We start from the raw sequence: 14,317 nt of genomic DNA, 5'->3' as shown, positions 1-14,317 counted from the left end.
GCTTTAGTAGAAGCTCACAATGACAATTTATACTACCTCTGTATATCATTGGGCATTGTGCAACCTGATGAATAATGTCCATACATTAGTGATAATTGATACCGCCATTTTTATAGCTCATATGAATCCTCTTCGTTTAATCACTTACAAAAAAGGTGCATAGTATGAGTAATTTCATTCATTTTGCTACAAAGCAATGATTGTAAGCCACGCATAAATCCATAAAATAGTAAGCAACTGAAGAATTTGTTGTTTATTGAACTTTTTATCATTTATATTTTAATTATTTATAAGGACACTTTATGAAAACCACGCCACTTGCTGAAAAACTTCCAAATACGATCGACCCTAACCTAGACCTTGAGAAGGTTAAAAAAGAATGTCAGGGAATGGTAAAAAGACGCGCTAGAGTTTCTGCTGGTGTAGCGGTTGTGCCAGTACCATTTTTTGATGTGGCAGTTGACGCGGGGATGTTGACGCAGTTGATTCCAGAGATTAGTGAGCGTTTTGGTCTCATTGAAGACCGTCAATCAGCCATTAACTTGGAATCTCGCGAAGTGCATTGGAGCGCAGTAAAAGATCGTACTGTAGATTTCGCTGGACTCATGGCAACACGCGGTATCGTTAAGAAAACCATTCAAGGTTTCGGTGGTCGTATCGCTGCCAAACAAGTGACTAAGTTTATCCCACTTGGCGGTCAATTGGTTGCTGCGACTATGGGCTATACGATTTTTAAGAAAATCGCTAATGACCATATCAACGAATGCTATAAATTGGCGAAAGATATTCAGCAAAAAGAACACGGCAAAAACGTATAAATAAGCCGAATAGCTTAGTCTATATCAAGCCAGTTAAGTGATTACTTAGCTGGCTTTTTTGTGGTTAATACATATAGGTTATAGAGTTCTAAAATAAAATGCGCCTGTGGTTAATGATGTCATTGCTAGGTTTTACTGATAAAATACAGCTTTATTTATGACAGACACCTTAAAGGACTAACTTATGAAAAAAATCTTGGCTTCAACGATGATGCTAGCGACTTTTGCCTTGGCGGGATGTACCTCAACAGGTACTACAAACAACGGTACAGGTACAGCAATCGGTACCGCAAACGAGATCGGCATGAATGTTTTTAGAGCTGCGATCGACAACCAATGCCGTAGCCAAATTGAAAAACAAAACGCATGGCGTGTTGCAAGCGTCGCCATGACAGAAGCACAGCAAGAATCTGTTAAAACCAATGTTTGTGGCTGTGTGAGTGAGCAAGCGCCACAGCAAGTGACGATTGTTGAGCTGGGCAATGCCGCGATTGACTCTCAGTACCGTACTCAGTTAGTCGCACAAGTCGTCGCCAAATCTCTACAGAGCTGCTATACAAGCTTTGTTCAATAGAACAATTAAGTTATTTATTAGAATAAAAAATAATAAAGAGGGTGCGTTATACATAATGCACCCTTTTTATTGCTAATAGATTAGTTCAATTAATTAGCCTAAAATTTATTTGTGTCAGATGCTTGAGACGTTATAGATGCGGTAAAAGGTAATGATTGGCTACGACGGAAATACTTCGAGGTGCTATCAATAATTTTATCTACTTCCTTAATTAAATCATTAATCACATCATCATAAATACCATGATATAGCTCTTTTTCAAATGCTGTAAATGGGTGTTTGCGCGACGCTGAACCCACCTCAGTGACACCGTCTTTACTATAAAAAATATCTACGCGACCATCACTATTCAACACACAATTTAATAGTCCACCTTCAATTTCCATCTCTACGCGTTCTGGCATAAAAATATAGTCATCTACATTGATAAGCTTTTTTTCTACTTCTCGTTTAAAAAATGATTTGATATCGAACATAGGTACATCCCTAACTTTATAATTATAAATACGTGAGCATGCCGAGCACTGTGACTGTTACCCAGTATTCATCTGCGTGATTAACGGGTCATGCTTTACTCAGTTATCCTATAAGATAGCGTTAGATTATTTAAGGTGCGATATGTAAAACTGCGTTTGATGTTGGTAAAAATGTGCGATTGATTCTGGCTTCAATACAGTTCCAACAACCGAAATAAACACAACAAAAAAAAGAAGCGACCAATAAGCAACTTTCTTTTTATACTATTGAACTACATCAACTAATTTAGCTAGACCCAGCCCTTTTCACGAAATGATTTGAGTACTTTTACAAATACTGCCATCTCATCAGGTCTGCCAAGTGTTAAGCGATTAAAGCCACTGATTGGCGCAAACTCACGCCCGACAGCTATACCATGCTCACGCATTCTGTCGATATAGGTTTGCACGTCACCTTTTATCTCATGAAATATAAAGCTTGCCTGCGATGACAAATAGCGTAAACCAAGTTCATCTAATGTTTGCTCAACCAGCTGACGCGATTGATTGGCCGTACGTAAGCTCAATGCTAGAAACGCTTCATCATCGAGAGTCGCTAACGCAGCTACCGCACCTGCCAAGTTGGTATTATCAATCGAGATGAATGTTTCTAATCTAGCTATCATTTGCGGGCTAGCAACTGCATAGCCAACACGCATGCCAGCGAGTGCACATAGTTTTGAGAAAGTACGCACCACAACGATATTTTCTGAGTACTCCTCTCGTATCCATGCAACACCACTCTCAAAACTTGGATCAGTCACATACTCTGAATAAGCTTCATCTAATAAAAAGTAATGGTTACTTGGTGCATGCCCTACCCATTCTTTGAGCTTTACTGTGTCAGTAATAGTCGACGTTGGGTTGTTTGGATTGCACAGATAAAACAAGCTAATACCGTCAAAGTCATCAGCCACTTTTTGCATACTTTGCAAGTCAAAAGCGTAATTTTCAGTGGTCAGCGGCACTTTTACCACAGGCACATCAATGGATGTCGCATATAACTCAGCATAGGCAAAGGTTGGATGCGGCACGATAACTTGGAATTTTTTGCCTGCTACTAATGCTTGATTTTGTAGCATTTGGACGACAGTACGAATATTTTCACTAGAGCCACTGCCCAGTGAAATTTGACTCTCTGTCACATCGTTTGTCTCAGCGACTTTGGTAATCAGAGCCGCACGTTGGTCATCGGGATAACGAAAGCCGATGTCTAGAGAGTCGATAACCGCTTGTTTGGCAGCATCTGACATGCCGAGTGAGTTTTCGTTAGAGTTTAATTCTATTAAGTTATTGGTAAGCACAGTGAATAATACGCCTAGATTATGTCCATTCCAAAAATTTAGTCTGTGTTGACGATGTAATCTATGAGAACAACAAGTTTAGCCCAAATAGAACATTACACGTGCTCGGCTTGTTAGCATGTGACTTAAATTTTTGAAATATTATATGGATGGTGAGGTTTATGCGGATATGGTAAGTGGCAATGCGCAGTATTACAAGTATTCTGCACGTTCCGATATTGAATAAACCACAAAAAAGTGAGGTACTCAAAAAGCACCTCACCTTCACTATTGTTTAGCCTCTTTTTAGTCCTAATATTTAACCCAAGTTATCAGATTAAATGTGCTTTTAACTCAAGCACTTTATCACGCGTTTTTGCTGCTTCTTCAAACTTCAAATCACGCGACATTTGCTGCATTTGCTTCTCTAATCGTTTGATTTCTTTGGCAAGCAGATCAGGACTACGCAAGATATTGATATCGACATCAGGCAAGTTACTCTTAACTGGGATAGCTTGATTGTCGTTGGCATCCAAGCTTTCACCGGTATCAATCTTGTCCGTGATACTACGACGAGCACCTTTTGGCGTAATGTTATGCTCAAGGTTAAAGGCAATCTGCTTATCACGGCGACGATCCGTCTCATCTATCGCCTTCTGCATACTTGGCGTAATGCGATCAGCATAGAGAATGGCTTTACCATTCAAGTGACGCGCGGCACGACCAATGGTCTGAATAAGCGAACGCTCTGAACGCAAAAATCCTTCTTTATCGGCATCAAATATCGCTACCAATGATACCTCTGGCATATCCAAGCCTTCACGTAATAAGTTGATACCGACCAGCACATCATGCACGCCAGTACGGAGCTCATGGATAATCTGCATACGCTCAACAGTATCGATGTCCGAATGTAGATAGGCGACCTTTACATCGTACTCTTTAAGGTAACTGGTCAGATCTTCCGACATACGCTTAGTCAATGTGGTAATCAGTACACGCTCGTCCTTTTCACGGCGTTTGGTAATCTCTGATAACACATCATCGACTTGCGTCAAGACTGGACGTATCTCAATCTCAGGATCAATCAGACCAGTCGGACGAACGACCTGCTCAACGACTTGCTCGCTGTGTTCAAGCTCATACAATGCTGGCGTGGCACTGACATAGATGGTTTTGGGCTTGATACGTTCCCACTCTTCAAACTTCATCGGGCGGTTATTCATCGCACTTGGCAATCTAAAACCATAATTGACCAAGTTTTCTTTGCGTGATCTATCGCCTTTATACATTGCGCCAATCTGCGAAACCGTCACATGCGACTCATCAAGGAATAATAATGCGTCTTCTGGAATATAATCAAACAACGTCGGCGGCGCTTCTCCTGATGGACGGCCAGAGAGATGCTGTGAGTAGTTTTCGATACCGTTACAGTAACCAAGCTGCTGGATCATCTCCAAGTCATACTGAGTACGCTCTTTGAGACGTTGTGCTTCAATCAGTTTGTTGTTGTCACGGAAGTACTCTAAACGCGGCTCTAACTCAGCACGAATAGTATGGCTAGCAGCTTCTAACTTATTGCGCGGCGTCACATAGTGCGACTTTGGATAAATGGTAATACGTGGCACGCTGCGCACCGTCTTACCCGTTAAAGGATCAAACCACGTAATCTTCTCAACCTCGTTATCGAATAAATGCACACGTACGGCTAGCTGCTCAGACTCAGCAGGATAGATATCTAACAGCTCTCCACGCAAGCGATACGTACCACGGCTAAAATCTAGCTCGTTACGCGTGTATTGCATCTCAACCAAACGCTTGATGGTTGCCGTACGATCGATGTTATCGCCCACAACGACATGCAATAGCATTTTTAGATAACTTTCTGGATCACCCAAACCATAGATACAAGATACCGAAGCGACGATAATCGCATCGCGACGCTCTAACAAGGCACGCGTGGCTGACAGGCGCATCTGATCAATATGATCGTTAATAGCGCTGTCTTTTTCGATAAAGGTATCACTAGCTGCGACATAAGCTTCTGGCTGATAGTAATCATAATAGCTGACAAAGTATTCGACCGCATTATTGGGGAAAAACGATTTAAACTCGCCATATAGCTGAGCCGCTAACGTTTTATTGTGCGCCATAATAATGGTCGGACGCTGAGTTTCAGCGATGACCTTTGCCATGGTATAGGTCTTACCAGAACCAGTCACACCTAGTAGCAACTGCTCGTCCATGTCCGAATTGATGCCGTTGACTAGCTTTTTGATGGCTTGCGGCTGGTCGCCTGCTGGCTCAAAGTCAGTAACCATCTCAAAGGCACGACTTGATATTTGCGTCCCTGACGCATTAACACCACTAATTTCAGCTTCGCCTTGGAGCTGAGTGGCCAATTGATTTAACTGACGCGATGAGCGTGGTTCAGGCATTCGCATAATGGCTTTCTTCTTCTTAAGGTTTATAACAATATGGGGTCTGATCAGCGGTTTTTAAAGGAAAATAAGAAGTCTTATCCTATAGTCGAAACGCTCTCTCGCTGCCCAAAAAGTGAGTATATAAATGTACGGTTTATCAAGAGTTAGTGTTTAATATTAGCGGATAAAACTTACATCGTTATAAAAAACGCACACAGTATTCGATAAATTTACAAAGCTTTTCACGGTTAACAAACTCGTTACACGACCACCTAACAAAGCCTAACACTCAAGGGTTCCAACACTGAATTAAGCTGCTATTATCGTTCTTGAATTAACAAGTTGATGACTTTTAAGTACTAATGATCAGTACTAGTGAATAGATAGCTTTATAGCAATTCTTATTATTAGTTTTAATTTGATTGTCATCGAATAGAAGACCAATAAAAATACATTGAACTTTCATTCAATATAATAATTTTAAATAAATGACGGAGTAAAATATGAGAGAACGTTACGCAAGTGGTATTTCAGACGAAACTGCGAAAAAAATGATTGATTTATTAAACGCTAACCTAGCAAACGTTATCGATTTAACATTAGATGGCAAACAGTGCCATTGGAATCTACAAGGTACTGGCTTCATCGGTGTGCATCAGTTATTGGATGAAACATCAGAGCGTATCCTTGAAGTATCAGATACCATCGCAGAGCGTATTGTAATCCTAGGTGGTCAACCAAACGGTTTGGCAAGTCGCGTAGTAAAAGAGTCTATCCTAGATGACTACCCAACCGACATCACTGAAGTAGATCAGCATGTACGTGAGTTAACTAGCCGCTACAAGAAAGTCGCAGAGACATTGCGTGAAGCGATTGCTACCGCTGGCGACGCAGGTGATGAAGATACTGCTGACCTATTTACAGAGGCAAGTCGTATCATCGATAAAGATGCATGGTTCATCGGCGCAAACGCACCAAAGAAATAGTACTGTTTAAGCTGAAAGTTTCTTAAATATTAGAACTATAAAAAAAGCCGTCATAATTGACGGCTTTTTTGTGTCTTGAGTTTTGGTAGTTTAAAAAGAATATTTAAAAGCATTCAATAGGATTTCTCTACCACATACTTAATCTACTAAGCTTTTAAATTAAATACTCTCTAAACTTAGTAGCTCAGCGTTAGGTTCTGACAGCGTCAAGATAGCCTCTTGAAATACCGGATTACCTCTAAATAGGTTTTCAATCTCTTCAAATTTCTGAGCGATATGCTCTTCTTTTTGATTCCCTGCTATATCTACTGCTGCCACCATAAATATCTTTTTTGGTCCAACCCACTCTAGATGCAGGTAGGACACACTGTCGATATCTGGATGATTCAGCAGCTCGCTTAAAACGTATTCGTGCATCCGGTCAGTGACTCTATGCCCGACTAAGAAATCTCGGTTACGACTGATCAAGAATATCGCGACGACGCCCAATAGTAGACCGACAATGATAGACCCTAACGCATCCCAATATGGTTCGCCCGTATAAGCGTGCATACCCATAGCAGCAGCGGCAATCACCAAACCGATGACTGCTGCTAAATCTTCAAAGAATACGCCGCGCAACGTTGGGTTGGACGTATCTACGACATAGCCAAGTGCACTGATATCGAGCGCTTCACCATGCTTTTTACTTTGTCTGTATGCCTGAATCAATGAGATCCCTTCGAGCACAAACGCTACTGCCAATACGATAAAGCCAATCGTATAGTTAGCCTCAGACTCAGTAGCGTTCCATTCCTTAATACCGGTATAGATAGAGACAATCGAACCTGCCGTAAATACACCGAAAGCCGCAATCATCGACCAAACGTAAGACTCTTTGCCATAGCCTAACGGATGGCTTTTATCAGCAGGTTTGATAGATTTTTTTTCTGCGACGATGAGCAAAGTACCATTACCAGCATCTGCCCATGAGTGAGCTGCCTCTGCAATCATGGAGGCTGAGCCTGTCATAAAGGCGGCAACGGTTTTTGCGATTGCAATAACTAGATTGGCCCCGACTGCAATTAACACAGTGATCAGTGAGCCTGAATGCTCATCATTGGTTTCAGGGCTTTGATTAAGGGTATGTTTTAATTCAGGGTCATTTGGAATTTTAGGATTGCCCGCCCCACGCGCGCGAGGTGTTTGCGCCTTAGGAGAGGCTGGTAAATGACGCTGGGGATTAGCAATAGATGGCTTTAGACTCATGCTAGACTCACTGAAATAACGTATTGATAGTAGAATTTTTGCCGTAGATAAATGGCTTGAAACATACATCAGCTTAAAATAAGCGCTCTACAATCTCAGTGTCTTTTTAGTGAGTCGTTGTATGAATTATTAATTCAATAAAACTGGATAACTTTATACAATTTTAGATAGCTTTGAATAACTTTAGATAGCTTTGAATAACTTGGGCTACTTTTCCACCTCGGCATTTTCTTCGTTCTCGCCAAACTGCTTGTTAATCTCCTCGAAGTCGCAACTAGGACGATGTGAGCTTTCCATACGCAGCTTCTTTCGTTCTTTTGCTGCATCGGCTCGACATTGCTGCATCTTGTTTTTGATATCGAGTGGCGGTGCAGATGTCGGTTTACCGTTGTCATCGATAGCCACCATCGTAAAGTAACAGCTGTTGGTATGACGGACGGTACGACCACGCACATCTTCTGCTTCGACGCGGATACCTACTTCCATTGAGGTATTACCAACATAATTGACACTGGCTGCAAAAGTAACCAACTCGCCCACATATATCGGCTCACGGAACATCACTTGATCGACAGACAGTGTCACCACATAATTACCACTATAGCGACTGGCACAAGCATAAGCGACCTGATCAAGCATCTTGAGCAAATCCCCACCATGCACATTGCCAATGAAATTCGCCATATCAGGCGTCATCAGTACTGACATGTATAGCTCATGGTTTAATGGGGCTTTTTTGGCAGTGGAGCTGGTATTGTATTGCGGCATAATATTCCTTAATGGTTTGACACTTATTTATTATGTCTACCATTTATACAGCAGGTCGCCGTATAGCACAAACAGACCTCTGTCATTAGACAGTCTAAATTGTGTAAATCAGGGCTATTTAAACAGCATTAGGGCGTGTCTTCAATTCAATCGATAGTCATCTAAATGGGTTAAAAATGGCTAAATCTTGCCAAATGGCGTCAAATAGCTGACTAATATCTCGATATTATCTGCGCTATTTTCCTTGTTTGACTGCGATTTATCTCATTTTTATCACCATTTTTAAAATGAGGACACGCCCTAGATAAGCCAAAATAATAAGCTTTAGGCCAACCAATGAAAGCGATACGCAAGCCATGCCACTATCGCACTCACTGAACCGGTCAAAATACCACCCCATACAAAGTCAACCAACGCTGTATCTAGCGTAAAGCCTTTATACAGTGCCAAATTGGTAAAGTCATATGTCCCGTAAGCCATCAAGCCAATCAGCCCGCCGAGTAAGAAGATATGACCAACGGATGCGCCAGCTTTGATTTGCGGATACAGAACCAAAATACAAAGTGCCAATATATAAAACATATAAAACACGCCAGCGGCCATCATGTTTGGCTCATCAGCCAATAGATGCCCTATACGCGACTCATAAAAGGCGCCTTTCATGGTCGTCAGCCATACAGCATCGACACCCAAAAAGATAACCACAGCAGCGAGATAAATAAAAACGTAACCCATGATGTCATCCCTTATAAAATGAATAAAAACGTATAAAAGTTATAATGTCAGTCGTGGTTGAATAAAGTCTAAAAATGCCAGAATACGCGAAGATACAGCACTGTTTTTATAATATACTGCCTGTATGGCTTCACGGTTGTTTGGTCTGACTATCGCCTCAGGCAATACTTCAACCAATCGTCCAGATTCCAAATCTTCACCAATCATAAAATGTGACAATAAAGCGATACCCTGGTGATTTAAACATAGCTGACGTAAGGTCTCGCCGCTACTGCCAGTCATATGAAAATTCAGTTTAACTGGTGTTTTTAGTGGCCAGCTATTTAGTTTTGATGCATCATTAAAGCCAATCAATTTGTGAGTGCTTAAATCATCAACATTCAAATCATTAATATGAGCTACTTCATTATGCTGATATAAATATTCAGGACTGACTACTAGCCGCAGTTGACTTTTACCCAATAGACGCGCATGCAAGTTTGAGTCTTTTAAATCGCCAATTCTGATAGCCAGATCCGTCTTGTGCTCAAGCAAGTCGATGATATTGTCATGCGAGGTCAAATCAAGCGTAATATGCGGATACTGCTGCACAAACTCACCAACCAAAGGCGTCAGCTGATGCAATACAAACGGACTCGCAGCGTCAATTCGTAGATGCCCACTCGGCGCTTGTTTTAACAGCTTAATTGCCTCTTCACCGGTATATAACGTATTTAAACTCTCACGCGCATATCTAATAAAGACATGCCCTTCCTCCGTCAGCTCTAAGCGCCGTGTCGTTCTATTCAATAGCGTGCATTGCAGCGTATCTTCGAGTCTGGACACCGCACGAGATACTTTAGCGACTTGCTGATTCAGCAAGTTGGCAGCGCCAGTAAAGCTGCCCGTGTCTACTACCGTCAAAAATATCTCTATATCTTCTGTTTTAGCATGTCCCATCATCATGATGACCTTTACAAAATTGACAAAGGTATTTTGTCATTTGTACTGTTTTTTGCAAACTATAAATCGGTCAAACTACGCGCATTATTTAATTATTAGGATGTCGTTATGCCACTCGCTTTATGGGCGCTTACTCTAAGCGCATTTGCAATTGGGACAACCGAATTTGTCATTGTTGGATTGGTACCAACTATTGCCGCAGATCTAGGCGTGAGCTTGCCTTCAGCAGGTTTGCTCGTAAGCCTATATGCCGTTGGTGTCGCTATCGGTGCCCCTATCCTTACTGCACTCACTGGTCGCTGGAATCGTAAAATAGTACTGATGAGCCTAATGGGTCTGTTTGTCATCGGCAACTTGCTGGCTTGGCAAGCACCCAGTTATGAAACCTTAATACTTGCCCGTATCTTGACTGGTCTGGCACATGGTGTGTTTTTCTCTATTGGTTCCATGATTGCTACTAGCCTTGTCAGTAAAGAAAAAGAAGCCAGTGCAATTGCCATTATGTTTACCGGACTCACTGTGGCGCTCGTCACTGGCGTCCCCCTTGGTACATGGATTGGACAGCATTTCGGTTGGCGCGCTACGTTTTTGGTCGTCTCAGCACTGGGCTTAATCGCTTTAATTGGTAGCGCGATATTAGTACCAAAAAACCTAAAAAAATCTATCCCTGCAACCTTCAAAGAGCAATTACAAGTCATTGTAAAACCGCAATTACTACTGGTCTATCTAATGACTATTCTCGGCTATGGCGGTACGTTTACGGCATTTACCTACCTAGCACCTATCTTAGAACAGCAAACCAAATTTGCACCTTCAGCCATTGGTCTTATCATGCTCGTATATGGTGTATCCGTTGCGATCGGCAATATCTGGGGCGGAAAACTTGCAGATAAACGCGGCCCTATTAGTGCGCTTAGCATTATATTTAGCGCCTTAAGTGTCATTCTTTTACTGTTCACCTTTACTATGCAATCCAAGATTGCTGCTGTACTCACTATTTTAGTATGGGGTGCTTTCACCTTTGGTAATGTACCAGGCCTACAAATCTACGTAGTCAAACAAGCTGAAAAATATACGCCAAATGCCGTCGATGTTGCCTCTGGATTGAATATTGCTGCATTTAATATCGGTATTGCACTAGGCTCCATCATCGGTGGTAGCGTGGTTGAAAATATGTCATTGCAAGACACGGCTTGGATCGGTGCTGTTATCTCTTTAATGGCATTAGCGGTTACACGCTATTCCGGTCTGCGTGATAAGCGTGCCCTGCAAGCATCGTAGAGCTTTTCAATATACAACCTTTCGATGTAGAGCTTTTCAATACATAGGTCTCAAACTGTTTATGCAGTATGAGACCCTATGAATGTTATGAACAAACCATATCTGTACCACCTAATTTATACTGGTACTGTGTCTGACGTATCTTCTTCACTAAAGGCTGTCTCATTGTTCAAAACCGTTTTATGATTTAAGACGGCAGATGGCAGATCAGAAAAATGCAGCGTATCGATATTATTAGGCTTTACCGCAGTGAGTTGCACCACACCGATCGTGCGCTCCAAGAATCCCCCTTCGCAGTAACAGAAGTAAAACTCCCATAGGCGGATAAAGGCATCGTCATAGCCAAGCGCTTGAATCTCTGCACGCTGCGCCATAAACGCAGCACGCCAATCACGCAGCGTGTACGCATAATCAAAGCCATAATCATGCAATTGTTTGACGACCATATCGGTTTGTTCAGTGAATTGGGTCGTCAGCTCTTGGTTTGAAAGCAGGCAACCACCTGGGAAAATATGCGTTTGGATAAAATCGACCGAATCGATATAATCTTGATAATTTTGATCATTAAAAGTGATGGCCTGCAATACCATAAGACCTGTCGGCTTGAGCAAGCTATTACACTTAGCAAAGAAAGTCGGTAAGTACTCATGGCCCACCGCTTCAATCATCTCGATACTGACTAGCTTGTCATATTGACCTGTCAGCTCGCGGTAATCTTGTTTGAGCAGTGTGATTTTGTCAGACAGCCCTGCTGCCTCGACTCGTCGCTTCGCTTCATCATACTGAGCATCAGAGATAGTCGTGGTGGTCACATGGCAGCCGTAATGCTTGGCTGCAAAGATAGCAAAGCCACCCCACCCTGTACCGATTTCGATCACATTATCATCAGCACTAAGCTGTAAACGTTGACATATAAGCGACAGTTTATGCTGCTGAGCATCGCTAAGCGTCACGTCAGGTGTAGGATAAACTGCTGATGAGTACATCATCGTATCGTCCAAAAACCGTTCATACATGTCATTGCCCAAATCATAATGCGCTAGGATATTGGATTTGGAGCCAGATTTGTCATTGCTACGTAGCTGATGCTTCGCTTTTTCAAATGCTTTACTAATACCAGCAAAACGATTCTCTAGTTTATTGAGCACTGCTAAGTTACGAGCCGCCAAACGAATCAAACCTGTTAGATCATCCGTATCCCACTCACCATCGATATAACTGTCTGCTAGCGCGATAGAGCCACCAAGTAATAGCTGACGATAGACAGCAGGATCATGAATCTGTAGCGTCACATGTAGCGAATGGCGACCAACTGCCGAGCTACTAGCGTCATTAGTAGCTACTTTGCCAAAGCTACTTGTCTTAGGTTCCTGCTCGTCAAATGTTTCAATCAGGGTGAGGCTACCAAACTGAACGTGCTGTAACGCACGAAAGATAAGCTTTCTCGCTAAGTTATTCACACTATTGCTGACTGGCTGTAGTACAGCGCTTTCATTAACCACTTTGCTCACACGAGCAGTTAACTTTTCTAGTTTTGTGACTGGTGCTCGATCGGTCGGTCGTGCTGGCATCGTGTATTTATCCTTGTTTAAATGCTTTATTTTTAGTGGTTCATTTTCAGTAGTACATTGACGAGATTTTTGGATTGTTGATATTTAAAAATTGCTGTAACTATAAGATATCTTTTGCGCTCGATACTGCTAGCTGCTTTCCTTCTGTCTACTTTTCTGATGGCCGCTTTTCTGTTGACTGTCGGCCAACTTTTCATCGTAGTTGATATATGGCACTTTTTTTATCGCATAGAGCTTAAACGCATGCCAATAAATACGGGTTAAGGACGTTATATTCATCAGAGGATTTTTTCGCAAGCTATGACGAACAGCCTCTTCTGTCATCGGTACGCCTGATATCTTTATACCAGTTTTTAGCACTTCACCGCGCTCATCACTGATATTGATAGCAATACGAACTTGTAATCCAGCGTTAGGTTGATCGTCTGTCTTTGTACGTTTTACCGTTACCTGCCAGCGGTACAGCTGATCGATAGGGTTAAAAGGTGATACGTGAAAATCCTTGTCATGACAGAACTCAGTATCCTCTCCTTCTAACAAAAACCCGTAGTAATGACGCTTGTCCCAAGGCGTATTAGACACTTCAGCCAGCAGATGAGTTGGCGTTTGCTGCGCATCAAACCCCAAGTAAAAATTGACTGGGCTAAAATAAATGCCAGCATTACGGCAGACGAGCAATCCCAACATATCGCCTTCAGGTGCGCTTCCAGCATATCTCTCGAATGCTCGGCTTAGACGTTTTTCTAGTGCTTGAATAGATTGTCCGTTACTATCATGTTTTTCATCGTTACTTAGGCTATTAGCACTCTGTAGGTCAGTATGCTGTAGATAGTCATCCGGACAGAATCGTTGTAGCGCCTTTTTCTTTGCTGAAAATAGAGGCAGACCTTTCGCTAGTAGCTTTTTCGGTAATACTTTACGTAATGGTAATTTTTCTAAAAACTTACTCTCGTCAAATGACGCCGTGCTAATTTCAGGAAGTTCTTGCCCTGTCGCCAATGCGCTAATATTAACGCCCCAATAGCGATAAGGGTAAACGAATTTATTCACACTAGGTAGCAGCCGACTGTGCCATGTCGTGCCCTCAAGCAATTGATGCGGTAAAGCAGTGGTATCATAAGAAGACTCATGACTTGGCATAGCATTGGTATCTTGAGCGGACATGGTCATAAA

General features: G+C 42.1%; 13 protein-coding genes. 4 read left to right on the top strand and 9 right to left on the bottom strand.

All coding sequences use genetic code 11. The features are described 5' to 3' along the window. Positions 1-302: 302 nt before the first annotated feature. The gene (locus I3249_RS07960; RefSeq protein ID WP_101206415.1) at positions 303-818 is read left to right on the top strand and encodes a hypothetical protein; all 516 of its coding nucleotides are present in this window, start codon (positions 303-305) and stop codon (positions 816-818) included. A gap of 184 nt (positions 819-1,002) precedes the next feature. Then, complete coding sequence (locus I3249_RS07955; protein ID WP_101206414.1) at positions 1,003-1,392, top strand: hypothetical protein; 390 nt, start codon at positions 1,003-1,005, stop codon at positions 1,390-1,392. Positions 1,393-1,490: 98 nt separating this feature from the next. On the opposite strand, the gene I3249_RS07950 is transcribed toward I3249_RS07955, so the two are convergent. The 3 genes from I3249_RS07950 to uvrB all read right to left on the bottom strand — a co-directional run bounded on the left by I3249_RS07950 (position 1,491) and on the right by uvrB (position 5,634). Further along, on the bottom strand, positions 1,491-1,868 hold the full coding sequence (locus tag I3249_RS07950) for a hypothetical protein (RefSeq protein WP_101206413.1): 378 nt from the start codon (positions 1,866-1,868) through the stop codon (positions 1,491-1,493). A gap of 290 nt (positions 1,869-2,158) precedes the next feature. Beyond that, positions 2,159-3,211 (bottom strand): histidinol-phosphate transaminase, encoded by a 1,053-nt coding sequence (locus I3249_RS07945; protein WP_238069423.1) that lies wholly within the window; start codon positions 3,209-3,211, stop codon positions 2,159-2,161. A gap of 311 nt (positions 3,212-3,522) precedes the next feature. Next, positions 3,523-5,634, bottom strand: a complete 2,112-nt coding sequence (uvrB, locus tag I3249_RS07940; protein ID WP_238069422.1) for an excinuclease ABC subunit UvrB — start codon at positions 5,632-5,634, stop codon at positions 3,523-3,525. Between the two features lie 482 nt (positions 5,635-6,116). Here uvrB and dps point away from each other — a divergent pair, with 482 nt between their 5' ends. Next, the gene (gene dps, locus I3249_RS07935) at positions 6,117-6,599 is read left to right on the top strand and encodes a DNA starvation/stationary phase protection protein Dps (protein WP_238069421.1); all 483 of its coding nucleotides are present in this window, start codon (positions 6,117-6,119) and stop codon (positions 6,597-6,599) included. A 159-nt stretch (positions 6,600-6,758) separates the two neighbouring features. Here the strand turns inward: dps and I3249_RS07930 are convergent, their stop codons facing one another. From I3249_RS07930 to I3249_RS07915, 4 genes are all read right to left on the bottom strand, one after another. After that, the gene (locus I3249_RS07930; RefSeq protein WP_238069420.1) at positions 6,759-7,847 is read right to left on the bottom strand and encodes a cation diffusion facilitator family transporter; all 1,089 of its coding nucleotides are present in this window, start codon (positions 7,845-7,847) and stop codon (positions 6,759-6,761) included. 207 nt (positions 7,848-8,054) lie between these two features. After that, positions 8,055-8,615, bottom strand: a complete 561-nt coding sequence (locus I3249_RS07925; protein WP_057760906.1) for an acyl-CoA thioesterase — start codon at positions 8,613-8,615, stop codon at positions 8,055-8,057. 324 nt (positions 8,616-8,939) lie between these two features. Beyond that, complete coding sequence (locus I3249_RS07920) at positions 8,940-9,350, bottom strand: DUF2177 family protein (protein ID WP_201569847.1); 411 nt, start codon at positions 9,348-9,350, stop codon at positions 8,940-8,942. A gap of 39 nt (positions 9,351-9,389) precedes the next feature. Further along, complete coding sequence (locus tag I3249_RS07915; protein ID WP_238069419.1) at positions 9,390-10,292, bottom strand: LysR family transcriptional regulator; 903 nt, start codon at positions 10,290-10,292, stop codon at positions 9,390-9,392. 108 nt (positions 10,293-10,400) lie between these two features. On the opposite strand from I3249_RS07915, the gene I3249_RS07910 reads away from it, so the two are divergent. Continuing rightward, on the top strand, positions 10,401-11,573 hold the full coding sequence (locus I3249_RS07910) for an MFS transporter (protein WP_238069417.1): 1,173 nt from the start codon (positions 10,401-10,403) through the stop codon (positions 11,571-11,573). A gap of 116 nt (positions 11,574-11,689) precedes the next feature. On the opposite strand, the gene I3249_RS07905 is transcribed toward I3249_RS07910, so the two are convergent. Both I3249_RS07905 and I3249_RS07900 read right to left on the bottom strand, forming a co-directional pair. Then, a complete protein-coding gene (locus I3249_RS07905) occupies positions 11,690-13,144 on the bottom strand; it encodes a cyclopropane-fatty-acyl-phospholipid synthase family protein (protein ID WP_238069416.1) in 1,455 nt (484 codons plus the stop codon). Positions 13,145-13,273: 129 nt separating this feature from the next. Beyond that, complete coding sequence (locus I3249_RS07900) at positions 13,274-14,314, bottom strand: DUF1365 family protein (protein ID WP_238069415.1); 1,041 nt, start codon at positions 14,312-14,314, stop codon at positions 13,274-13,276. Positions 14,315-14,317: the final 3 nt, after the last annotated feature.

The sequence above is a fragment of the Psychrobacter sp. Ps1 genome (assembly GCF_022129425.1).
Classification (GTDB): Bacteria; Pseudomonadota; Gammaproteobacteria; order Pseudomonadales; family Moraxellaceae; genus Psychrobacter.
This window is presented reverse-complemented; position numbering and strand designations above follow the sequence as displayed.